This window comes from Mesorhizobium sp. (genome assembly GCF_017306585.1).
GTDB lineage: Bacteria > Pseudomonadota > Alphaproteobacteria > Rhizobiales > Rhizobiaceae > Mesorhizobium.
The window spans coordinates 1-21375 of the sequence record NZ_JAFKIC010000190.1 but is presented as its reverse complement, the minus strand read 5'-3'; the positions used below and the strand labels follow the sequence as shown (position 1 = coordinate 21375).

Here is a 21375-nt window from a genome sequence, read left to right as displayed (position 1 = left end):
TTATCCCTCAAGACAGCGTGGATAAAAGAATGCGACTAATTATTCGCGTTTGTCAACACGCCGAATTTTGAATGTATTGTGGACAGCATCCGACGCCTGGGTTGGGACCAGGCGGGGAACGAGGACATGAAGCCGTGAAGCCCAGTCTCGACCGCAAGACGAAGATAGTGCTCGAGCCGCGCAAGCAGCCCCGGCAGCAACGATCGAGCAAGGTGGTCGACAGGATTCTCGATGCGGCGCTGATCCTGACGCGCGAGCAGGGAACCAAGGCGCCGACGACACTCGCCATCGCGCAGCATGCCGGTCTGTCGGTCGGCTCGTTGTATCAATATTTTCCCAACAAGGAGGCCATCCTCCTTGAGCTCGCGCGCCGCTGGCTGTCGTCGTTTCCCGAGGTGATCAGGAGGCGCATCAAGGTCGCCCCGCCCGCCAATCGCGAGGAGTTTCGACGGGAACTGCGCAAGCTTCGCATCGACACCTCGAAGCTTTATCTCGAGAACGCCAACCTGATGCCGGTGATCGAGGCGATATCGGGCAACCCCGATCTGCGGCCGATCCAGAACGAGTATGACGACCAGATCGTCGCGCTGTACGCCGCATGGCTGCAACACGCGAACCCGGCGCTTGAAGACAAGTGTGCCAGCCGGCTCGGCCTGGTCATGATGGAAGTCGGCCATGCCTGCAAACTCGCGGCCCTGAAGAAGGACCGCAGGACATTCGACCTCATGGAGGACGATGTGGAAGCCATGTGGCTCGCTCTGGTGAGCCCCTATCTCAATCTCAACTGATTCCAACTTTTCAGGGGAACTTCATGAAGACTGTCTATTCGCCGCTTCACGCCGGTCATGCCGGCCAGATGGAGCTCGTCACCTCGGCCATCGTGCCGGGCTTCGAGAAGCCGTCGCGCGCCGAATTCATCAAGGCGCGGGTGGAAAGCGAGAAACTCGGGCCGATTATCGCACCGGTCGAGCACGACCTTGCCGCGGCCAAACGCATCCACCGCGCCGACTACATCGACTTCCTGCCGACCGTCTGGCCGCAATGGGTCGCCGAAGGGCACAAGGGTACGGCAATGCCGTTCACCTGGCCGACGCGCGGTCTGCGCGGCGACGTGCCGCCGAAGCGCATCGACGCCCTGCTCGGCTATTATTCGTTCGACGGCGGCGCCACCTTCGTCGAGGGCACCTGGGCCGCGATCAAGTCGTCCTACGACGTCGCGCTGACCGCCGCCGGCCTGGTCAAGGACGGCGAGCGGTCAGCCTTCGCCCTCTGCCGTCCGCCCGGCCACCATGCCGGCGCCGGCTTCATGGGCGGCTATTGCTACATCAACAACGCCGCCGTGGCCGCGCAGTGGTTCCTCGACCAGGGCGCCAAACGCGTCTCGATCCTCGATGTCGACTACCACCACGGCAACGGCACGCAGGAAATCTTCTACGACCGCGCCGACGTGCAGGTTCTCAACCTGCATGGCGACCCGATGGTGGAATACCCCTTCTTTCTCGGCCATGCCGACGAACGCGGCGCCGGCGCGGGTGAAGGCTTCAACATCAACTATCCCATGCCCTTCGGCACCACCTGGGATGCGTGGAACGCCTCGCTGGAGGATGCCTGCGCCAGGCTCGCCGCCTATGCGCCCGATATCGTCGTCGTCTCGCTCGGCGTCGACACGTTCGAGAAGGACCCGATCAGCCAGTTCAAGCTGAAGAGCCACGACTATCCCAAGATCGGCCAGCGCATCGCCAAACTCGGCCTGCCGACGCTGTTCGTCCAGGAGGGCGGTTATGCGGTGGAAGAGATCGGCATCAACGCCGTCGGCGTGCTGACCGGCTTCGAGGACCGCTAAGGCCTGTTGAGCGCGGCCAAGGACAATTCGAAAGGGCGGCTTGGCCGCCCTTTTTGCTGACTACGCGGCAGTACCGGGACTTGGCGCGGCCGTCGGCATGGCCGGCTTGCGTGACCTGCCGAGATAGTAGACCACCGCCGCCGCGATGACGCCGGCCGCAAGGATGCCCACCGCCAGAACAGGCCTATACCAGAACCAGGCAATGGCGATCGTCGTCGTACCCACCAGGATCGCCAGGAAGAAGGCGATGATGCCGGTGCCCATCCGCGCCATACTGCCGAGAAACGGAATGACGTCGAGGATCACTCCGATCGGGCTGAGGAAAAGCGCGAAGCCGATCGTCAAAAGCAACAGGCCCGCGCCGCGTAGCAGCCAGGTGATCAGCGTGTTGGCGCTGACCGCCTCGGCGAACATCTTGTCGGCCGGCACCTCGCCGGTGTCGACCATCAGCAGCGCATCGCCTGCTTGCGTCTGATAAGGCTCGAACCGGCTGCCCGCCTGCCGCGCGACGATGCTGACCACGCCGAGCGGGGCCAGCTCATAGCCGATGCGGTAATCGCCCAGCGCCGGCGACGTCGCATCGGCGCCGAGGTAGATCTTGCCATCCGTGATGCTGAATGGCTTCGCCCCGCCATAGGCGGCCTTGACCGCGGCCGACTGACTGGACGGGATCGAGAATTCCTTGTCGCCGCCGATGCGGTCTAGCACCGGCCTGTCGAGATCGAAGGCGACGAGCTTGCCATCCGGTATCTGGAACGCGCGGCTGTGGATCGCCATCGGCGGATTCTGATGGCCATCCGGCTTCTTGAAACTCGAGGAATCGATCTGGCTGTCATCCCACACCTTGGAATAGCTGTAGGTGGTCTCCGTCTCTTCGCCGCCCCCAAGCTTCTTGGTGGTCTCCGATTTGGACTCTTCCTTCCATTGATACATCTCGACGGTGCGCGACAGGCGCAGCCCCTGAGCGGCAATGCCGAAATCCGGATCGGCAAGACCGCTGCCCGCCGTCACCGGCCCGCTGACATGCACAAGCTTGCCCTCATTGGCGGCATCAACGCTGTCGGCGCCGATCGAGACGACCGCGCCCGCGCCTTCGGCCAGCGAGCGCGCCGTCTGCACCGCCCGCCCCTCGTTCCAGAACAGCCCGATCACCATCAGCACGATCAAGAGCAGGCCGAAGATGACGCCGCCGACCGCGCGCTTGATGCGCCCGAACCACGAGACTGAACTGACTTCCCGAAATGAATCGCTCATCGTTTCCCCCGAAACCCAAACGTCCGGGAACCTAGCCGAGCGCGGTCGCCACCGATATGACCGGCCTGCACCATCCCGACTTTTTCGTCGCGGCAAGGCCCGGAAAACCGGCCGCTGAGTCGCGTGCGGAGTCCAAGGGATTCGTTTTTGTCAAATCGCGTTTGATGTCGGATTCATCTGCGGGTAGATTAGAAGCGAATCAGCCGGTCCTCGGGGGGCACGGCGACCACCCAAAGTCTCACGTTCCGGAAATTTCCGGCGCCGGACGCGGACGGCTTCGCGTTCCCCGAATGGATTCCGTCTGGTTGGGCGCGGCCCCGCGCCTCGTGTGTGCCTCGTAAAAGTAACGCGTTTCGGGTTCGGCGGCTGGCTCTCCAGCATCCGGACATCAGCATCGATTCCGGCCAAAAGCAGCAGATGAGCAGTTCCGCCGCGCTTCTTCATTCCGACACGTTGGGCTCGCGCCTGACGTCGCGTGGCGACCTCACCAGCTTCTTCATGGAACTGACCGCCGAGATCGGCGCCGACAGCTACATGCTGGTCGCCATCGTTCACGACCAGGACCGTAACGATGCGCGCATCGTCTCCTCGAACTGGATCTTCGACGCCATCGAGCTGATCGGCAAGCGGCTGATCGCGGGCCTTGCCCAGGGCGCGCTCACTGTCGCGCCCGGCACCCGTCCAAGGCCGCTGGTGGCTGCCGAGGCGCCGGATGCCGACGGGCTGGTTTCCGGCGAGGAAGCCCGCCTCCTTGACGTGCTCGGCCATGCCGAAATCTACTCGCTGCGCTTGAATGTCGGCCGCCAGCGCCTCTTCGCCTTGTTCTCGGCGGCGGCAGCGGGCCAGATCGACCAACCCGCGCTGATGAAGGCGCAACTCAAATGCTGCTACGCGCTGTCGCACACGCCGCAGTTGATCGCCGCCGCCGCCATGCAGGATCCGCTGTCGGACCGCGAGCGCGAATGCCTGTTCTGGGTGTCGGAAGGCAAGACCACCGACGAGGTGGCGGTTATCCTTGGCGTCTCGTCCAACACCGTGAACAGCTACATAACCCACGCCATCCAGAAATTCGCGGCCTCGAACCGTGCCATGGCCATCGCCACGGCGATCAGGAGTGGCATCATTTGAAAAACGCCGAGATCAAGGACGCGGCCGAAGCCCTTTTCAACGAGCAGCGCAGTCCGTTCGGCGCTTTCTCGCTCGGCTCCGAGACGCATCACGCCGTCACCATTCCCGATGCCGTGCGCCGCTGCCGCTGGATATCGGTCGACATCAACGCCTCGGCCTTCGGCCTGTTCTTCGTCAGCCCATCGCCGGAACGGGCGCGGCTGGTGCCATGTCTCGATTCCGATTATCCCGGCATCGCGGTGGCAACGAAGTTCATCTCGGGCGCCAATGGCGAGGAAATCGTGCGCCACTGCAGGATTTCGACCGAACCGCGCTGGTGGACGGATGACGGCGTGGCGGCGATGGCCGAGGCGTTCGGCAACCTGGCCTGGACCGCACAGATGGCGCCGCTGGCGCCGGGCACCAGCGGCATCGCCTTTCCCGTTCATGCCGATCGCGGCCAATGCGGCCTCGTCGTCTTCCTGGGATCGGAGATCGCCCTGCCCCAGGACGCGCTCTACGAAATCCACGCCCGCTGCTTTTCCCTGTTCGCCGCCGTCGCGCGCATCCGCCCCGGCGACACGGGCAGGATGCGCTCGATCTCCAAGCGCGAGCTCGAATGCCTGAAGCTGACCGCCAACGGCAACACCAGCGAGGAGATCGCGCGGCTGCTGAAGCTGTCGGTTCACACCGCCAACCAGTACCTCACCCAGTCGACCCAGAAGCTCAACGCCGTCAACCGCAACCAGGCGGTCGCCAAGGCGCTGCGGCTCGGGCTGATCGAGTGATCAGACGATAGGCCGTTCGAAATCTCAGAAGGCCAGTGGCTCGACCTTACGGATGCGCGCCTCTTCGATCACATCCTCGAGCAGTGCGGTATTGTGCTCGGGGTCCTCGCCCGGCTTCTCGAACGACACATAGTTCACCGCTACCGAATTGCCGTCCACGCTGAGCGGCAGCTGGAAATAGACGGTCACGCCAGGCGGCCTGAGCTCGAGGTCGAGCACGATGCGCGGATTGCCGCTCCAGTCGACATGGGCCTCGCCGCCATGGCCGAGCCTCAGCGTGCCCGGCTTGAAGAACAGCTCCGCCGCTGAATCGACCAGGTCCGACAGGCAGGCGAAATGCTCCAGCCGGATGAAGGCGATATAGTCGGCGACGTCGATCAGCCTCAGTTCACCGACCACCTGCTCGATGGCGTTGGCGACGATGATCTCGCGGGATTGTGCGTGCGGTTGGCGGTTCATGAAATCTGTCTGCGCTCAGCCTTTTTCGAGTAGACGATCCGCACCAGTTCGGCGACGGCCTGGTAGAATTGCGACGGGATCACATTATCGACCGAAACTTGCTTGTACATGGAGCGGGCAAGCGCCACGTCCTCGAAGATCGGGATGTTGTGCTCCTTCGCGATCTCGCGGATTTTGAGCGCCACCAGGTCCTGCCCCTTGGCCACCACGAGCGGCGCCGAATCCTCGTCGCGCACATATTTCAGCGCGATCGAGAAGTGCGTCGGGTTGGCGATGACCAGCGTCGCGCGCGGCACCGCCGTCATCATCCGTTTGCGCGCACGGTCACGGGCCAGCGAACGCAGCCGCGACTTGACGATCGGGTCGCCCTCGGACTGCTTGAACTCGTCCTTGACCTCCTGCTTGCTCATGCGCAGGTCCTGCCGCCAATGGAAGCGCGACCAGACGATGTCGATCGCCGCGATCAGTCCCATGACGAAGACGATCGCAACCAATATGTCGACGGCGATGCCGCGGATGACGAGGCCGAAAGCGACGGGATTGGTGATCATCCCGGCCAGCAGCTTGCGGTGATCCTCCGACAAGGTGAAGGTCAGCACGGCGATGGCGAAACCGACCTTTGCCAGCGACTTCAGGAACTCGACCCAGCCCTGGACGCCGAACATCCGGCTCCAGCCCTTGACGATCGAGATGCGCGAAAGCTGCGGCCTGATCCGCTCGCCGACGAATTGCGGCATGTTCTGCAGCACCGATGCGCCGATGCCCGCGACCGTCAGCAGCACGAGCAGGCTGACGACGGCGCGGCCGATTTCCAGCAAGACGATCTTGTAGAGCGCGATGACATCGCTCTCGGTGTCCATCGGCCACGCCTCGGGCTTCTCCAGGAACATTGCCAGGAACGTGCCGAGATTGACGACCGCATCCTTGGCATAGAAGACGGTGAATACCAGTATGGCCACAAAGGAAGCCAGGATCGCGGTTTCCCTCGAATGGGGCAGCTTGCCCTGTTCGATTGTGTCGCGGATTTTCTTTTCCGTCGCCTCTTCGGTTTTGGAGTCTTTGTCGGTGGCGTCGGACATGTCTTAGAGCATGCCGCCGAAAACTGTGAAGCGACCCTCGGATGACATCTTGCTGTGATCCTTTGACCTGGAGGCGAATTCAGATCCCGGCTCGATTTGACCTGGGATAGCCCGGTTTATGCGGCGTCCTGCGTCGACGGGAGTTCAAAGGCGCCTTCGCGCGACAGGCGGATTGTCGTCGTCACGATCGTCTTGCGGGCCGTCAGTATGTCCGCCGCCGGGACGCCCTCCGAACCTTGTCCAAGCTCGGCTTCGATCATGCGCCGTGAACGGGCGCCGATCGCCGACAGCACCGACTCGGCCAATGCCGCCGAGGTGCCGCGCAGCGCCAGCGTGACAAGTTCGGTCGACAGCCCGTCGAACAGGAGCACGCGCGCCTTCTGGGGCAGCAGCGGCAGGTCGTCGAACGAGAACAGCCGGGCCCGCACGCCATCGAGATCGGGCGTGCCCACGGCCTCCAGGTCCTGCATGACCTCCTCGAGCTGCGGCTTTTCGAATTCGTTGAGCACGCTGGCGACACGTGCCTGCCCGGCCGAGGTGTCCTTGGTCGAGGTTTCCGAAAGCACGCTCGAGCGCAGCCGGTTCTCGACGATCTTTGTGGCCGCGGCCGGAACATTGGCCATCGTCACCATGCGCTTGATGATTTCGCCGCGCATCGGCTTGGTCAGCGTCAGCAGCACGGCCGCGGCCGCTGCCGGCGCCAGCTTCGACAGCACCATGGCCGCGGTTTGCGGATGTTCCCCAGCCAGGAATGTCCCCAGCCGCGAGGGTTCGAGCTTTTCGAGATCCGGCCAGATCGGCGGCGGCCCTTCGGGTGCAGCCTCCGGCTTCTTGTTGCCCATGATGGCGCTCATCTCTTCGGGCGACAGCGACTCGTTGAGGATGGTGTCCATCCTGTCGGCGGAATCGAGCAGTCCCGCGCCTTCCGTGAACTCCGCCTCGAATTCGGCGACAATGCGCTCGAGATCGCTCTGCGGAATGGTCCTGAGCAGCCGGGCGCCCTCGATCAGCGCCTTCAGCTCTTCCTGCTTGAAGAATTTCAACAGACGGCTGGCCGACGGCTTGCCCATCGCCACCAGTATGGCGGCGGCCTTCTGCGCGCGCGTCAGGGTCGCCAGCGGCGTCGTCATGCCCTTCGCCTCCGCTGCCATCGGCAAACCCCGCCAGCCATGTCTAGGCGCCCTTCGTGCCGGCGATGATTTCGGTCAGCCTGACGCCGAAGCGCGAGGGGTCGCTTTCGAGCACCGTGATCTCGCCGCGCGCGATCTTGCGGCCGTTGACCACAACGTCGACCGGCTCGCCGATACGGCGATTGAGCGCCACCGTCGATCCCTTCTGCAGGGCCATCAGGTCGGCAACCGCCATCTCGGTGCTGCCGAGGATGATCTGGACATCGACGGGGATGTTCATGATGACGCTCGAATTGGCCGACGCGGCCGCCCTCGCCGCCATCTCCGGGCGCTGCTCCTCCTCGTGGAGAACCCCGCGCAACTCCTCGATGGCACGATCGAGCTGCTCGTCCGGCTGGTCGGGCTCTGCTTCTACCTTGGTCTTGGCCATGCGTCGTCTCCAAAAGCTCAGGCGCGCCCGGCACCGGCCGGCATGAGCCCATCGATGAAATCCTGTCCGGCATCGAAGGGATGCCTGATTCGGACTGTGTAATTCTGCCCCAGTTTGCCGAACTCGCATACGAACAGCGTCTGGCCGCGCGCGCTGAGGCGGGCACGCGACTGCGCCGTTTCCTCAAAATCGATGACCTGGCCGAGTTCGAGGTTCGCGAGGTCGCCGAGCGTCAGCCTTGCCAGCGGCATGGTGGCCTCGAGCGCTACCGTCGAGCGCATCACTTCTTCCGAGAAGCGTGCGCGCCAACTGGTGCCATTGTCGTCCTCGCTGACGCTGGCGGTGCCGTCGCGGCCGGCGAGCACGATGCGCTGCGGCATCGTCACCGTGATCGTGCCGCTATCGGCCGGCGTCGAGACACCAAGGACGATACGGATGGCGGCGCCGTCGCGCAGCACATGCCGCTTCGCCTCGATGCCGGACATGGCTCGCGGCGCGGGCAGCCGCAGATCGAGCGAGCGCCGCCCCGATCCGTTGAGCGCCTGCGCCACCTCCTGGAACACCATTGTGGAGACATCGGTCTCGATCGGCGACAGGTCGCGCTCGATCGGCGATACCGGCATGTCCGGATCGCCGCCGAACAGCGTCGAGACCATGATGGCGATCGCGGGCGCGTCGATGACCAGTGTCATCGCGTCGGACGACGCCGGCGAACCGACGACCGTCATGGCGAAGGTGTCGCCCGCGCGCGATCGCGCTTCAGGGACGCGGCTGACCTCGACCGCCTTGAGGTCGACGGTCACGGGCACGCCAAGCTCGCCCGAGAGCCCTTTCTGAAGCAGCGGCACGGCGCGTTCGGCCATGGCGCGGCCGGCGTCGATGACCTGATCGGCCTCGCCGCTGTCGCCGACCAGGCGCTCGATGATCAGCGAGCGCGCTTGCGCGGGGCTGCCTGGACTGGTCATGGCCGTGTCGGCACCGATCTGTCGTGCATCACTCACGCGGCCTTCTTCTCGGCGCCGCCGGTGCTCATCGTGCTCTGCTCGACGGCGTCGATGGTCGGCCGTTCATAGGACGATATGGTCTTGCGGCCGAATTCGATCGCCACCTGCGGCAGCGCGCCGTTCATGTAGGCGAGCAGCGTCTGCTTGACGATGATGTAGAGGCGGTTCTTCTTCTCGCGCACCGTCTTGACCTTAGTCGCGACAGGCCCGACCACGGCATAGGAGAGGAAGATGCCGAGGAAGGTTCCGACCAGAGCGGCGCCGATGAGGCCGCCGAGGATTTCCGGCGACTGGTCGAGCGCGCCCATCGCCTTGACCACGCCGAGCACCGCCGCGACGATGCCGAGCGCCGGCAGGCCGTCGCCGACCGCGACCAGCGCGTGATAGGCCTTCATCTTGTCGGTCTTGATGGTCTGGATTTCCTCGTCCATCAGCGCCTCGATCTCATGCGAGCGGGCATTGCCGATGATGATGATACGGCAGTAGTCGCAGATGAAGTTCATCAGGTCGTGATTCTTGAGCACGGTTGGAAAGGCCTGGAAGATCGCCGATTCCTCCGGATTGTCGATATGAGCCTCGACCTCGCTGCGCGACTTCGAGCGCAGCTCGCGCATCAGGCTGTGCAGCACGCCGAGCGTTTCCAGGTAATCCTGCTCCTTCGGCACTGCCTGCTTGAAGGCTTCCAGAATGCCCTTGCCGGTGTCCTTCACCGTCTTCATCGGGTTGGCGACCAGGAAGGTGCCCAGCGCGGCGCCGCAGATGACCACGGCTTCCCATGGCTGGACCAGCACCTGCAGATGCCCGCCCATGGCCATGAAGCCGCCAAGGACGCAGCCAAGTGTCACCACCAGTCCAATCAGAATGCCCACGACAGGTCCTTCCGCATTTCACATCGGCTGCAAGGGATAGTCCCCGTGCCTTGTGTGAGGCTTGAATCGGAGCGGCCAGGCAGGATTCAGTTTCGCGCAAGGAAGTGAGCTTATTGTGCTGGCATAGCTTTGGCCGGAGGCGCGACCTTGCTCAGTACCTATACCAGCTACCAGTTGATCACCAAAGACATCAACAAGTCTATCTCCCGCATCGAGCAGCAGCCGACGGTCGATCGCGACACCCAATATTATCTCGCCAACATCACCAAGGTGAAATCGATCGACGATTTCGTCAACAATGACCGGCTGTTCAAATATGCCATGAAGGCCTACGGGCTTGAGGACATGGCCTACGCCAAGGCCTTCATGGTCAAGGCGCTCAAGGAAGGCGTCACCGACCCCAACAGTTTCGCCAACAAGCTGACCGACAAGCGCTACGCCGATTTCGTCAGCGCCTTCAACTTCGTCGCCAACGGCGCCAATACAACCGTCTACAACAAGGCGCAGCAACTGGTGACCAGCAACTATGCGCTGCAGGTCCAGATCGGCGCAGCGCAGTCTGGGCTCGCTTACTACCAGAGCGAAACCGCCTACTACGCCGCCAATATCTCCAAGGTTAAGTCGATCGACGACCTGATGGGCAACAGCCGCTTGCTGACATATGCGATGGCCGCGTTTGGGCTCGACTCCGAAACCGAGCCGGCCGCCACTGTCAGGGCGATGCTCGAAGGCGGGGTCAGCGATCCCAACAGTCCCGCCAACAAGCTGACCGACAAGAGCTATGCCAATTTCGTCGCGGCCTTCGACTTCGGCCAGTATGGCGACCAGACGACCAGCCGCGATCAGGTCCAGCAAGCGGTTCCGGCAGGCTACGTGGCTGGCGCCGGATTGAAACTGGTCAAGCCGAGCGCGCAATACATCAAGGGCGAGGCCGACTACTACGCCGCAAACATCTCGAACGTGAAGTCGATCGACGACCTCATGGCCAACAAGCGGCTGCTCACCTTCGCCATGGCCTCTTACGGGCTGGACGCCTCGACCGAAACGCCGCAGCAGATCCGCACCATGCTCGAGGGCGGCGTCAGCGACCCCAACAGCCCCGCCAACCAGCTGACCGACAAACGCTACGCCAACTTCGTCACCGCCTTCAACTTTGCCCAGTATGGCGATCAGACAACGTCGCGCGACGAGGTGCAGAAAGACACTCCGACGATCTATACGACGGAATCGACGCTTGGCCTGATCCAGCCGAATGCCGACTACATCAAGTCCGAGACCGCCTACTACCTGGCCAACGTCACCAACGTGAAATCCATCGACGACCTGATGGCCAACAGCCGGTTGTACAACTATGCGCTGTCGGCCTTCGGGCTCGATCCGGCCAAGGAGAGCAAGGACCTCATCCGCAGTGTTCTTGCCGGCGGTATCCGCGACGCCAACAGCGTCGCCAACAAGATGACCAACAAGGCCTATGCCGGCCTCGCCTCCGCCTTCAACTTTGAACAATATGGCGAAGCCGCCACCACCACCAATCCCGCGCAGCAGCCGACTGTCGACAAATACATGCGTCAGACGCTGGAAGAGGATGCAGGCCAGACCAATGAGGGCGTGCGGCTGGCGCTCTATTTCGATCGCAAGGCGCCCACCATTACCAGCTGGTACGACGTGCTGGCCGACACCGCGCTCGCCAGTGTGGTGCGCACCGCGCTCGGCCTGCCCGATTCCTTCGCCACCGCCGACATCGACAAGCAGGCGCAGCTGTTCGAACAGAAGCTCGACCTCACGGATTTCACCGATCCCACCAAGCTCAGCAAGTTCCTGACGCGCTTCACCAGCATGTACGAGATCAACAATCCAACCTCGAGCACGGTGCCATCGATCAGCGTGCTGTTTGCCCAACCGGTCACGACGGGCATCTCCACCGATCTGATGATGGCCATGCAGAAAATGAAGTTCTGATCATGCGGGACAGTCTCTACGTCGCCCTTTCCGCGCAGATGGCGCTCGAGCGCCGGCTCGACACGATCGCCGACAATGTCGCCAACGCCAACACCGTCGGCTTTCGCGCCACCGGCGTGAAATTCGAGGACGTGGTGTCGGGCACCGGCCAGAAATCGGTGTCCTTCGCCTCGTCGGGCAAGACCTATCTTTCGGGCGCTCACGGCTCCCTGACGGAAACCGGCAATCCGTTCGACTTCGCCATCCAGGGTGACGCATGGTTCGCCATCGACACACCTGCCGGCACCGTCATGACCCGCGATGGCCGCTTCTCGATGAACGAGAATGGCGAGTTGATGTCGATCGAAGGCCACCCGGTGCTCGACGCCGGCGGCGCGCCGATCCAGCTCGACCCCCGCAACGGGCCGCCCAAGGCCGGTGCCGACGGATCACTGCGCCAGAACGACCAGCTGGTCGGCTCGATCGGCCTCTACAATTTCGACCCGGGCGAGAATTTCGTGCGCTACGGCAACTCCGGCATTGTGCCCGCCCGCACGCCCGAACCGGTCACCGACCGCTCCGACGTCGGCGTTGCCCAGGGCTTCGTCGAGGAATCGAACGTCAATCCGGTTATGGAAATGACGCGGCTGATCATGGTCCAGCGCGCTTTCGAGAACACCGCCGCGCTGATGCGGCAGACAGACTCCTCCACCGACGAGGCGATCAAGACGCTCGGCTCGAAGTCATAGAATGTCATCGGGCCAGTCATCCCTGCGCGCACCTGAAAGGCAGCTCCAGCCGGCGCCGGAGGACCGGCTTGCCGCGCTGGAACGGATCATCGGGCGCTTCAGCGGGAGCGACGGGCTGATCAAGCGCGGCGGGCTCGTCACCGAGGTCACGTCGACGCATTACAAGGTTCGTGGCCTTTCCGATTTCGCCAGGCTTGGGGACATCGTCGAACAGCGCGGACAGGCAGGCGCCCGCCGCGGCGAGATCGTCAAGATCAGCCGCGACGAGGTCGTCGTCGCGCCTTTCGAGCGCAGTGCCGACGCCGGTATCGGCGACGCCGTGTTCCGCAGGGGTCCGCTCGCAGTAACGCCACACACCTCATGGCGCGGCCGCGCCATCGACGCGCTGACCCGGGCGATCGACGGCGGTCCGTCGCTGATCCGGGGCGACGACATCTCGCATGGCACCACGACGCCCGGCGCCATGACACGGCAGCGTGTCGGCACCGCCTTCATGACAGGCGTCAAGGTCATCGACATCTTCACGCCGCTCTGTTTCGGCCAGCGCATGGGCGTCTTTGCCGGTTCCGGCGTCGGCAAGTCGACGCTGCTCGCCATGCTCGCCGGCGCCGACGCATTCGACACCGTTGTCGTGGCGCTGATCGGCGAACGCGGCCGCGAGGTGCGTGAATTCCTCGAGGACACCATCGGCGACAGCATGGCCAAGACCGTGGCCGTTGTCGCCACCAGCGACGAAAGCGCCATGATGCGGCGGCGCGCGCCGGACACCGCCATGCGCGTGGCCGAGCATTTTCGCGATCAGGGCCACCGCGTGCTCCTCGTGCTGGATTCGATCACCCGCTTCGCCCACGCGCTGCGCGAGGTGGCGACCGGAACCGGCGAACCGCCGGTGGCGCGCGGCTATCCCGCCTCGGTTTTCACCGAACTGCCCAAGCTGCTCGAACGAGCCGGCCCCGGCGCCGAGGGCAAGGGATCGATCACCGCCATCATCTCCGTTCTGGTCGACGGCGACGACCACAATGACCCCGTCGCCGATTCGGTTCGCGGCATCCTCGACGGCCATGTCGTGCTCGACCGCGCCATAGCCGAACAGGGCCGTTATCCGCCGGTCAATCCACTGTCGTCCATATCGCGCCTGGCCGGCAAGGCCTGGAGCACGGAGCAGCGCGCGCTGGTGGCAAGACTGAAGTCGATGATTTCCCGCTTCGAGGACACGCGCGACATTCGCTTGCTCGGCGCCTATCAGGGCGGCGTCGACGTCGAACTCGACATGGCCGTGCGCCAGGTGCCGCTGATCTATGAAGCGTTGACCCAGTCGCCGAGGGACCGCCCGTCGGCCGATCCGTTCTCCGATCTTGCCCGTCATCTCAAGGGAAAGCAGAATGCCGACGCAGGAGACTGAAAGCCAGTACACCGAGCGCCTGCTGCGCGAGATGATCGCCGAGGCGACCGCAATCGAAAAGGCGAAGGCCGAGGAAGTCAGGACCGCAAAGGAGCGGGCCGCGCGCGCCAATGCAGCGAAGACCGAAGCCGTCCTCGCAAAGGCGGCCAGACCCGCTTTGCCAAGGGCGCCCTGGCGCGGTCAGCCCCAGGCCGCGCCCCCGGAGACCATGCAGGCCAGCCGCGAATCCCTGATCGACGACCTGTTTCCCGTCACCGAATGGCCGCAACCGCCAAAGGCGCAATTTCCAAAGCTGGACAAGAAATCCGATCGCAGAAGCGATTTCGTGGTTGCCGCGCTCGGCGTCACGCTTGGCCTGATATGTGCCTTGTTTCCCTGGTACATCTTCTTCAATCAGGAACAATTCGGCGTCCAGGCGATCAAGTTCGGCGGCACCGGCACCAATTCTGGACGCGCCGGCGGCGGCGTGGTGGCCGAACGCAGCGCGCCGCTGACGGCCAAGGACGTCCCCAACACCGGCATCGACCTGCTTGCCACCGGCACAGTGCTGGATGCTTCCAAGATGGAGCCGCCCGGCGACCAGCCCTTTCCCGCCGACATCGCGAAGTTCCGCATGGTCCACGTCGCCAATGGCCGCGCCATGATCGAGGATGACACCGGCCTTTGGATGGTCCAGCGCGGCTCGACCCTGCCCGATTCCAGCAAGGTTTCGTCGATCGAACAACGCAATGGCAAATGGGTCATGCTCACCAGCACCAATCAGGTGATCGAGCTTTCCAAGTAAGATCGGGCTTGGCAGGCAAGCCTGTCGCCGTGCTGCTTTCGATCCGGGAAGCAGAACGATCCTGTCCGAAAACCGCGCCGCGCTTCTCGGCTGCACGCTCCACGGCAAGTCTCGGACAATCGTCAAACTGCTTTTCGCCATCTCACGTCTCCGGGGCAAAATGCTCCGGCGGCCTCCCGCAAGGTCCGCGCAAGACTGGCGGCCTAGTCTTTTGGGCACATGCCCGGAGATTCCCATGGAGCCCGTTTCCCTTTTCGATCTTGCCACCAAGCAGGCGCAGTGGCTGTCCGTGCGGCAGTCGGCTGTCGCCGGCAACATCGCCAATGCCAACACACCGGGCTACACGGCAAATGATGTCGAGCCGTTCGAGAAGGTGCTCGACCGCACTGCCGTGTCGCTGCAGATCACCGAGCCCGGCCATCTCGGCACCGCGGCGACCAATGCGGGCTTCACCATCAAGCCGCAGGAAAACGACGGCGTCATCATGCCGTCCAAGAATTCGGTCGTGCTGGAAGATCAGTTGCTGAAGGCGGGCGAGGTGCGCCGCTCCTTCGAGCTCAACACGGCTATCGTCAAGGCATTCCATTCAATGATGATGATGGCGGTGAAGAGCTGACCATGGACGCGCTGACCGCAGCCCTGAAAGTCGCAGCATCCGGCCTTGGCGCGCAATCCGAGCGCCTGCGCGTGGTTTCCGAGAACCTTGCCAATGCCCAGTCGACCGGCACCACGCCCGGCGCCGATCCCTATCGCCGCAAGACCATCAGCTTCGTTTCCCAGCTCGACCGGGCCTCCGGCAGCTCGACGGTCGAAGTGAACTCGATCGATCGCGACCCGAGCAACTTTCCCGTCGAATTCCAGCCCGGCAACGAAGCGGCCGATGAAAAGGGCTACGTCAAGATGCCCAATGTCAACGTCCTGATCGAAATGGCCGACATGACCGAGGCCAACCGCTCCTACGAGGCCAACCTGCAAGTCGTGAAGCAGGCGCGTGACCTCATCTCAATGACCATCGACCTGATGAGGAACCAATGATCGTGAACGGCATCGGCGCGCTAAACCTGAAGCCCGGGCTGGGTGACACGGCGACCGACCTGCTGCAGGGCGGCGTCGCGCCGGCCGCGACAGGCAACCTCGGCACCTCCTTCGCCGAGGCGGTGAGCCAGGCCGCCGCCAAGACCGTCAACACGATGCAGAATGCCGAACAGGTGTCCATGCAGGCGCTCAAGGGCGATGCCGACACCCGCCAGGTGGTCGATGCCGTGATGAGCGCCCAGCAGGCGCTGCAGACCGCCGTCGCCATTCGCGACAAGGTGGTCTCGGCCTATCTCGAAGTCAGTCGCATGGGTATCTGAGGAGCAGTCCGTGAAAGCACTCGCCATCGCCGCCACCGGCATGAACGCCCAGCAGACCAATCTGGAAGTCATCGCCAACAACATCGCCAACATCAACACCACCGGCTACAAGCGGGCGCGCGCCGAATTCTCCGATCTGCTCTACCAGGTCGACCGCACGCAGGGCGTGCCCAACCGCTCCAACGCCTCGCTGGTGCCGGAAGGTGTTTCGATCGGCCTCGGCGTCAAGACGACAGCCGTGCGCAACGTGCACACCCAGGGTGAACTGACCAGCACTGGCAACAGTTTCGACCTGGCGCTGACCGGCCGCGGCTGGTTCCAGATCGAAGGCGCCGACGGCGGCACGCTCTACACCCGCGCCGGCGCGCTCAACACCAACGCCACCGGCCAGCTGGTCACCGTGAATGGCGCCGCCGTCATTCCGGCCATTAACGTTCCCGTCGATGCAGTCGAGGTCATCGTCAACAAGACCGGCCAGGTCTTCGCCCGCATCGATGGACAGACCGATCTGCAGAACCTCGGCCAGCTCCAGATCGCCAACTTCGCCAACGAGGCCGGCCTTGCGCCGCTCGGCGACAATCTGTTCCAGGAAACCTCGGCATCCGGCCCGGCCAATGTCGGCGTGCCAGGCGATCCCGGCTTCGCCACTATCCAGCAAGGCTATCTCGAGGCTTCCAACGTCGATCCGGTCAAGGAAATCACCGAGCTGATCTCGGCGCAGCGCGCTTATGAGATGAACTCCAAGGTCATCCAGGCCGCCGACGACATGGCCTCCGTCGTCTCCAAGAACATCAGGTAACGGATGATGGCCATGCCGATATCCTGCCCCGCACTCCGCCGCGCCGCGCTCGCCCTTGCGCTGGTGGCCGGCGGCATGCCGGCTTTCGCCCAGGAATCGGCAGGCCAGTCGGCCACCCAGATCGCCAGCAGCCAGCCCGCCGGCGAGGTCGTGCTGATCCCCAACAGGGTCATCTATCCCGGCGAGACCATTGAGCTCGGCGCCCTGAAACAGGTCACCCTCATACCGGGCAAGCACAAGCCCGACGCGATGGCGACACGCGCCGAAGAACTTCAGGGCAGGATCGCCAAGCGTACGCTGCTGCCCGGCCGCTATATCCCGACGAGCGCCATCCGCGAGGCCTGGCTGGTCGAACAGGGCGCCGCCGTGCAGGTGTTCTTCACCTCTGGCGGCCTGACGATCACCGCCACCGCCGTCACCTTGCAGCCGGGTTCGGCCGGCGACCTGATCAAGGTTCGCAACACCGACAGCGGCAAGATTCTCTCCGGCACGGTGATGGGCGACGGAACCATCCAGGTCAGCGCTTCATGATGCGCCTGCTCGCCCTTGTTCTCGCGGCCACGATCGGGCTGCAGCCGGCGTTCGCCGACGGCCTGACGCCGAAGGCCAAGCGCGAGCTCGCCGCCAGGGATGGCGGCGTCGACAACGATCCCGAATATGATCCGGCCACCACCACCCGCATGTTCCGTGTTTCTCCGGGGCCGAGCTCGCTGCCGCCCGGTCAGGTCGCCTCGCGCATCAAGGACATCGCCCAGTTGCAGAGCTCGCGCGACAACCAGCTCGTCGGTTACGGCCTGGTCATCGGGCTCGCCGGCTCGGGCGACAGCCTGCGCAACTCGCCGTTCACCGAACAGTCCATCCGCGCCATGCTCGAAAATCTCGGCATCGCCACCGAAGGCGGCAGCGCGCGGGCCAAAAACGTCGCCGCCGTCATCGTCACCGCCAACATGCCGCCCTATGTGCAGTCGGGCGCGCGCATCGATATCGACGTCTCCTCCATGGGCGATGCCACCTCGCTCGCCGGCGGCACGCTGATCATGACACCGCTGAAAGCCGCCGATGGCGAGATCTACGCCGTCGGCCAGGGCGCGGTCATCGTGTCCGGCTTCACCGCGCAAGGCCAGGCCGAGCAGTTGACGCAAGGCGTGCCGACCGCTGGCCGGGTGCCGAACGGCGCCATCATCGAGCGCTCGGTGAAAGCCGAGTTCGACGACCAGTCGACACTGACGCTGCAACTGCGCAACCCCGACTTCTCGACCGCCATCCGCATCGCCGACGCCATCAACGACTATACCAGCCAGCGCTTCGGCATGCGCGTGGCCGCCGAGCGCGATTCCCGGACCGTCCAGATCAGGCGGCCGAAGGCCGTCTCGGCGACTCGCTTCTATGCCGAGATCGAGAACCTGGTGGTCGAATCCGACACCCCGGCCCGCGTCGTCATCGACGAGCGCACCGGCACCATCGTCATCGGCAACGACGTCAAGATATCGCGCGTCGCCATCAGCCACGGCACGCTGACCGTGCGCATCACCGAAGCGCCGCGCGTCGTGCAGCCCGAGCCCTTCTCCAAGGGCGTGACCGCCGCCGAGCCGTTCACCGCCATCGACGCCAGCCGTCCCGACGCCCGCGTCGCCGTGCTCGACGGGCCCGACCTGCAAACCCTCGTCTCCGGCCTCAACCGTCTCGGCGTCAAGCCGGATGGCATCATCGCCATCCTGCAAGGCATCAAGTCGGCAGGCGCCCTGCAAGCCGATCTGGTTCTCCAATAGGCGATACCGATGATCCCTTCCCTCTCATCTCCTGAAAGACGCCGCGCCCTCCTGCTCGCGGCTCTCGCGGCCATGTCCGTTTCCGGCGGAGCCCGGGCGGAAGACACGGTTCGTCAGGTTCTGCCTGGAGCCCAACCCGCGGTCGCGCCGCAGCAATTGACGCGCGAGAAGGCGCCCGACCAGAGCGAGATCGAACGCTTCTGCTCCAACATCGCCGACGCCGCCCGCGACCGCCGCTACGCCTTGCAGGCGGAAGAGCTGAAACAGCTCCAGGCCGGCATCGATCAGCGCATGAAGGCGCTGGACGAGAAGAAGGCCGAATATGAAAGCTGGCTGAAGCGCCGCGAGGTCTTCCTGGCCAGGGCCGAGGACAGCGTCGTCAAGATCTATGCCGGCATGAAGCCCGACGCGGCGGCCGAGCGCCTGGCAATCGTCAACGCCGACCTGGCCGCGGCCATCCTGATGAAGATCGATCCGCGCAAGGCCAGCGTCATTCTCAACGAAATGGACCAGAAGGCGGCGGCGACGCTCACCGGCATCATGGCCAGCGCAGCCCGAAGGGTAGACCCGTCATGATCCGCAGAATGCTCATTGTGTGCTCGGTCGCCGCGCTGTCCGGCTGCGGCACCAATCTGAAGGAAGTCGGCAGGGAGCCCTCGATGTCGCCGGTCGGCTCCGGCATCGACGGCGGCAGCACCGGATCGTTGTACAAGTACCCGCAAACGCCGCGCCAGCCGGTGAAGAAATTCTCGCTGTGGGATGATCGCCAGAGCCGGCTGTTCACCGATCCGCGCGCGCTCCAGCAGGGCGACATCCTGACGGTCAAGATCAAGATCAACGACCGCGCCAACTTCAAGAACCAGAACGATAGAAGTCGCACCGCCAACCGCAAGCTCGGCCTCGACCTCAGCGCGCAGTGGAACAAGTACAGCACCGGCGGCAAGGGCTCCGGCACGATCAATTCCGCCACCGACACGACCGCCGATGGCGAGATCAAGCGGTCCGAAACGCTGGAACTCAATGTCGCCGCCGTCGTCACCGACGTGCTGCCCAACGGCAATCTGATGATCAGCGGCTCGCAGGAAGTGCGCGTCAATTACGAGCTCAGGGTGCTGACCATCGCCGGCATCGTGCGTCCGGCGGACATCGGCGCCGAGAACACGATCCCCTATGAACGCATCGCCGAGGCGCGCATCTCCTATGGCGGGCGTGGCCGCATAAGCGAGGTCCAGCAGCCAGCCTACGGCCAGCAGGTTCTCGACCAGGTTCTTCCGTTCTAGCGATTTGGAGACCGCACCACCGTGGCCAATGTCGAACAGCTTCAGCCCCGCAAGGGTCCCTCCCTTGCCATCCAGGGCGCCATGCTGATCGTGGTGACGGCCGCCGCCATCGGCATGGGCTGGGTTTCCGGCGGCTATCTGAAGGGTGTCGGAGGACCGGAGTCGGTTCCGGCCGCGCCCGAGAATGAAGGCAAGACCGCCCAGCCCGCCGCTGCCGCGCATCAGCCGGGCGCGGGGCCGACGCTTGTCGCCCTGGCGCCGATCACCACCAACATCGCCTCGCCGGCCGACACCTGGATCAGGATGGAAGTGTCCGTCGTCTACGACGCGCCGCAGCCGCCGGCGATGGCGGAGGATATCCATCAGGACCTCCTGGCCTACGTGCGCACCGTCAAGATGCACCAGATCGAAGGCGCCAGCGGTTACCAGCACCTGAAGGCCGATCTCGAGGAACGCGCCTCGATCCGCAGCCAGGGTCACGCCAAACAGGTACTCATCAGGACATTGCTGCTCGAATGAGGAAATTCCTTCTTGCCGCGGCGCTGATCGGCGCCGCCACATCGGTCGCGGCCGCCCAGCAACTGGACCTCGGCGGCATCGGCAAGGCCGACGGCACCACAGTCGGCTACATCATCCAGATGTTCGGCCTGCTGACCGTGCTGTCGGTGGCGCCGGGCCTCTTGATCATGGTGACGAGCTTCACCCGTTTCGTCATCGCCTTCTCGATCCTGCGCGCCGGCATCGGCCTGCAGTCGACGCCGGCCAACCTCATTCTCATTTCCCTGTCGCTGTTCATGACCTTCTACGTCATGGCGCCGACCTTCGATCAGGCCTGGAACACCGGCGTCAAGCCGCTGATGGACAACCAGATCAGCCAGACCGAGGCCTTCGAGAAAATCTCCGACCCCTTCCGCACCTTCATGCTGCACAATGTGCGCGACAAGGATTTCGACCTGTTCGCCGACCTCGCCCGCGAACGCGGCCAGGTCGTCGCGCGCGACACGGTCGACCTGCGCATCCTGGTGCCGGCCTTCATGATTTCCGAGATCCGGCGCGGTTTCGAGATCGGCTTCCTGATCGTGCTGCCGTTCCTGGTCATCGACCTGATCGTGGCCACCATCACCATGGCGATGGGCATGATGATGCTGCCGCCGACGGTGGTATCGTTGCCCTTCAAGATCCTGTTCTTCGTCCTCATCGACGGCTGGAACCTGCTCGTCGGCAGCCTGGTGCGCTCCTTCACCTGACCTGTCCAGACGCTTCGGTGCGGGCCACCATGCAAGCGGGCCAGGCCTCGTGCGGGGCGCCGCGAATTTTTCTCGAAATATTTCCGATT

At 64.1% G+C, this 21375-nt stretch carries 25 protein-coding genes; 18 read left to right on the top strand and 7 right to left on the bottom strand.

Annotation, left to right across the window (positions count from 1 at the left end):
* Positions 1-134: 134 nt before the first annotated feature.
* Positions 135-788 (top strand): TetR/AcrR family transcriptional regulator, encoded by a 654-nt coding sequence (locus J0I79_RS23230; protein WP_292864533.1) that lies wholly within the window; start codon positions 135-137, stop codon positions 786-788.
* Between the two features lie 23 nt (positions 789-811).
* Positions 812-1843, top strand: a complete 1032-nt coding sequence (locus J0I79_RS23225) for a histone deacetylase family protein (RefSeq protein WP_292864530.1) — start codon at positions 812-814, stop codon at positions 1841-1843.
* A gap of 60 nt (positions 1844-1903) precedes the next feature.
* Here the strand turns inward: J0I79_RS23225 and J0I79_RS23220 are convergent, their stop codons facing one another.
* Positions 1904-3097 carry a TMEM43 family protein gene (locus tag J0I79_RS23220; protein ID WP_292864527.1) on the bottom strand — a complete coding sequence of 398 codons (1194 nt, stop codon included), beginning with the start codon at positions 3095-3097 and terminating at the stop codon, positions 1904-1906.
* 417 nt (positions 3098-3514) lie between these two features.
* Here J0I79_RS23220 and J0I79_RS23215 point away from each other — a divergent pair, with 417 nt between their 5' ends.
* Positions 3515-4225: a LuxR family transcriptional regulator gene (locus J0I79_RS23215; protein ID WP_292864524.1), complete on the top strand. Its 711-nt coding sequence runs from the start codon at positions 3515-3517 to the stop codon at positions 4223-4225.
* A complete protein-coding gene (locus tag J0I79_RS23210; RefSeq protein ID WP_292864521.1) occupies positions 4222-4992 on the top strand; it encodes a helix-turn-helix transcriptional regulator in 771 nt (256 codons plus the stop codon). Before J0I79_RS23215 ends, J0I79_RS23210 begins: the two co-directional genes overlap by 4 nt.
* A 24-nt stretch (positions 4993-5016) precedes the next feature.
* On the opposite strand, the gene J0I79_RS23205 is transcribed toward J0I79_RS23210, so the two are convergent.
* The 6 genes from J0I79_RS23205 to motA all read right to left on the bottom strand — a co-directional run bounded on the left by J0I79_RS23205 (position 5017) and on the right by motA (position 9963).
* Positions 5017-5451, bottom strand: a complete 435-nt coding sequence (locus tag J0I79_RS23205; protein WP_292864518.1) for a hypothetical protein — start codon at positions 5449-5451, stop codon at positions 5017-5019.
* Entirely contained in the window at positions 5448-6530 is a 1083-nt protein-coding gene (gene flhB, locus J0I79_RS23200) for a flagellar biosynthesis protein FlhB (protein WP_292864515.1), read from the bottom strand. Before flhB ends, J0I79_RS23205 begins: the two co-directional genes overlap by 4 nt.
* Before the next feature lie 116 nt (positions 6531-6646).
* Positions 6647-7660 (bottom strand): flagellar motor switch protein FliG, encoded by a 1014-nt coding sequence (locus tag J0I79_RS23195; protein WP_292864561.1) that lies wholly within the window; start codon positions 7658-7660, stop codon positions 6647-6649.
* A gap of 43 nt (positions 7661-7703) precedes the next feature.
* The gene (gene fliN / locus J0I79_RS23190; RefSeq protein WP_292864511.1) at positions 7704-8090 is read right to left on the bottom strand and encodes a flagellar motor switch protein FliN; all 387 of its coding nucleotides are present in this window, start codon (positions 8088-8090) and stop codon (positions 7704-7706) included.
* 17 nt (positions 8091-8107) lie between these two features.
* Complete coding sequence (locus J0I79_RS23185; protein ID WP_366015048.1) at positions 8108-9055, bottom strand: FliM/FliN family flagellar motor switch protein; 948 nt, start codon at positions 9053-9055, stop codon at positions 8108-8110.
* A gap of 32 nt (positions 9056-9087) precedes the next feature.
* Positions 9088-9963: a flagellar motor stator protein MotA gene (motA, locus tag J0I79_RS23180; RefSeq protein WP_292864504.1), complete on the bottom strand. Its 876-nt coding sequence runs from the start codon at positions 9961-9963 to the stop codon at positions 9088-9090.
* A gap of 147 nt (positions 9964-10110) precedes the next feature.
* On the opposite strand from motA, the gene J0I79_RS23175 reads away from it, so the two are divergent.
* The 14 genes from J0I79_RS23175 (at position 10111) to fliP (ending at position 21286) form a co-directional block, all read left to right on the top strand.
* On the top strand, positions 10111-11922 hold the full coding sequence (locus J0I79_RS23175) for a DUF1217 domain-containing protein (protein ID WP_292864501.1): 1812 nt from the start codon (positions 10111-10113) through the stop codon (positions 11920-11922).
* Between the two features lie 2 nt (positions 11923-11924).
* Positions 11925-12650, top strand: a complete 726-nt coding sequence (gene flgF / locus J0I79_RS23170) for a flagellar basal-body rod protein FlgF (protein ID WP_292864498.1) — start codon at positions 11925-11927, stop codon at positions 12648-12650.
* Between the two features lies 1 nt (position 12651).
* On the top strand, positions 12652-14052 hold the full coding sequence (fliI, locus tag J0I79_RS23165) for a flagellar protein export ATPase FliI (RefSeq protein WP_292864495.1): 1401 nt from the start codon (positions 12652-12654) through the stop codon (positions 14050-14052).
* Positions 14033-14836 (top strand): hypothetical protein, encoded by an 804-nt coding sequence (locus tag J0I79_RS23160; protein WP_292864492.1) that lies wholly within the window; start codon positions 14033-14035, stop codon positions 14834-14836. Before fliI ends, J0I79_RS23160 begins: the two co-directional genes overlap by 20 nt.
* Before the next feature lie 235 nt (positions 14837-15071).
* Positions 15072-15452 (top strand): flagellar basal body rod protein FlgB, encoded by a 381-nt coding sequence (flgB, locus tag J0I79_RS23155; protein ID WP_292864489.1) that lies wholly within the window; start codon positions 15072-15074, stop codon positions 15450-15452.
* Between the two features lie 2 nt (positions 15453-15454).
* Positions 15455-15871 carry a flagellar basal body rod protein FlgC gene (gene flgC / locus J0I79_RS23150; RefSeq protein WP_292864486.1) on the top strand — a complete coding sequence of 139 codons (417 nt, stop codon included), beginning with the start codon at positions 15455-15457 and terminating at the stop codon, positions 15869-15871.
* Complete coding sequence (locus tag J0I79_RS23145; protein WP_292864483.1) at positions 15868-16191, top strand: flagellar hook-basal body complex protein FliE; 324 nt, start codon at positions 15868-15870, stop codon at positions 16189-16191. Before flgC ends, J0I79_RS23145 begins: the two co-directional genes overlap by 4 nt.
* 10 nt (positions 16192-16201) lie before the next feature.
* Positions 16202-16990 carry a flagellar basal-body rod protein FlgG gene (flgG, locus tag J0I79_RS23140; protein WP_292864480.1) on the top strand — a complete coding sequence of 263 codons (789 nt, stop codon included), beginning with the start codon at positions 16202-16204 and terminating at the stop codon, positions 16988-16990.
* A 6-nt stretch (positions 16991-16996) separates the two neighbouring features.
* Positions 16997-17521 (top strand): flagellar basal body P-ring formation chaperone FlgA, encoded by a 525-nt coding sequence (gene flgA / locus J0I79_RS23135; protein WP_292864477.1) that lies wholly within the window; start codon positions 16997-16999, stop codon positions 17519-17521.
* A gap of 149 nt (positions 17522-17670) precedes the next feature.
* Positions 17671-18759 carry a flagellar basal body P-ring protein FlgI gene (locus tag J0I79_RS23130; RefSeq protein WP_292864558.1) on the top strand — a complete coding sequence of 363 codons (1089 nt, stop codon included), beginning with the start codon at positions 17671-17673 and terminating at the stop codon, positions 18757-18759.
* Between the two features lie 9 nt (positions 18760-18768).
* The gene (locus J0I79_RS23125) at positions 18769-19335 is read left to right on the top strand and encodes a MotE family protein (RefSeq protein ID WP_292864475.1); all 567 of its coding nucleotides are present in this window, start codon (positions 18769-18771) and stop codon (positions 19333-19335) included.
* Positions 19332-20039, top strand: a complete 708-nt coding sequence (flgH, locus tag J0I79_RS23120; protein ID WP_292864473.1) for a flagellar basal body L-ring protein FlgH — start codon at positions 19332-19334, stop codon at positions 20037-20039. Before J0I79_RS23125 ends, flgH begins: the two co-directional genes overlap by 4 nt.
* Positions 20040-20060: 21 nt before the next feature.
* Positions 20061-20558, top strand: a complete 498-nt coding sequence (locus J0I79_RS23115) for a flagellar basal body-associated FliL family protein (protein ID WP_292864471.1) — start codon at positions 20061-20063, stop codon at positions 20556-20558.
* Positions 20555-21286: a flagellar type III secretion system pore protein FliP gene (gene fliP / locus J0I79_RS23110; RefSeq protein ID WP_292864469.1), complete on the top strand. Its 732-nt coding sequence runs from the start codon at positions 20555-20557 to the stop codon at positions 21284-21286. Before J0I79_RS23115 ends, fliP begins: the two co-directional genes overlap by 4 nt.
* Positions 21287-21375 lie beyond the last annotated feature (89 nt).

What these genes read in the sequence shown, in the direction of transcription:
- fliP (WP_292864469.1), top strand. Translation starts at nt 20,555, where the DNA reads ATGAGGAAATTCCTTCTTGCCGCGGCGCTGATCGGCGCCGCCACATCG.
- flgC (WP_292864486.1), top strand. Translation starts at nt 15,455, where the DNA reads ATGGACGCGCTGACCGCAGCCCTGAAAGTCGCAGCATCCGGCCTTGGC.
- flhB (WP_292864515.1), bottom strand. Translation starts at nt 6,530, where the DNA reads ATGTCCGACGCCACCGACAAAGACTCCAAAACCGAAGAGGCGACGGAA.
- fliN (WP_292864511.1), bottom strand. Translation starts at nt 8,090, where the DNA reads ATGGCCAAGACCAAGGTAGAAGCAGAGCCCGACCAGCCGGACGAGCAG.
- J0I79_RS23125 (WP_292864475.1), top strand. Translation starts at nt 18,769, where the DNA reads ATGATCCCTTCCCTCTCATCTCCTGAAAGACGCCGCGCCCTCCTGCTC.
- J0I79_RS23160 (WP_292864492.1), top strand. Translation starts at nt 14,033, where the DNA reads ATGCCGACGCAGGAGACTGAAAGCCAGTACACCGAGCGCCTGCTGCGC.
- J0I79_RS23130 (WP_292864558.1), top strand. Translation starts at nt 17,671, where the DNA reads ATGTTCCGTGTTTCTCCGGGGCCGAGCTCGCTGCCGCCCGGTCAGGTC.
- flgH (WP_292864473.1), top strand. Translation starts at nt 19,332, where the DNA reads ATGATCCGCAGAATGCTCATTGTGTGCTCGGTCGCCGCGCTGTCCGGC.
- flgA (WP_292864477.1), top strand. Translation starts at nt 16,997, where the DNA reads ATGGCCATGCCGATATCCTGCCCCGCACTCCGCCGCGCCGCGCTCGCC.
- J0I79_RS23225 (WP_292864530.1), top strand. Translation starts at nt 812, where the DNA reads ATGAAGACTGTCTATTCGCCGCTTCACGCCGGTCATGCCGGCCAGATG.
- flgF (WP_292864498.1), top strand. Translation starts at nt 11,925, where the DNA reads ATGCGGGACAGTCTCTACGTCGCCCTTTCCGCGCAGATGGCGCTCGAG.
- J0I79_RS23145 (WP_292864483.1), top strand. Translation starts at nt 15,868, where the DNA reads ATGATCGTGAACGGCATCGGCGCGCTAAACCTGAAGCCCGGGCTGGGT.
- J0I79_RS23220 (WP_292864527.1), bottom strand. Translation starts at nt 3,097, where the DNA reads ATGAGCGATTCATTTCGGGAAGTCAGTTCAGTCTCGTGGTTCGGGCGC.
- J0I79_RS23195 (WP_292864561.1), bottom strand. Translation starts at nt 7,660, where the DNA reads ATGACGACGCCGCTGGCGACCCTGACGCGCGCGCAGAAGGCCGCCGCC.
- J0I79_RS23185 (WP_366015048.1), bottom strand. Translation starts at nt 9,055, where the DNA reads ATGACCAGTCCAGGCAGCCCCGCGCAAGCGCGCTCGCTGATCATCGAG.
- J0I79_RS23215 (WP_292864524.1), top strand. Translation starts at nt 3,515, where the DNA reads ATGAGCAGTTCCGCCGCGCTTCTTCATTCCGACACGTTGGGCTCGCGC.
- fliI (WP_292864495.1), top strand. Translation starts at nt 12,652, where the DNA reads ATGTCATCGGGCCAGTCATCCCTGCGCGCACCTGAAAGGCAGCTCCAG.
- J0I79_RS23205 (WP_292864518.1), bottom strand. Translation starts at nt 5,451, where the DNA reads ATGAACCGCCAACCGCACGCACAATCCCGCGAGATCATCGTCGCCAAC.
- flgB (WP_292864489.1), top strand. Translation starts at nt 15,072, where the DNA reads ATGGAGCCCGTTTCCCTTTTCGATCTTGCCACCAAGCAGGCGCAGTGG.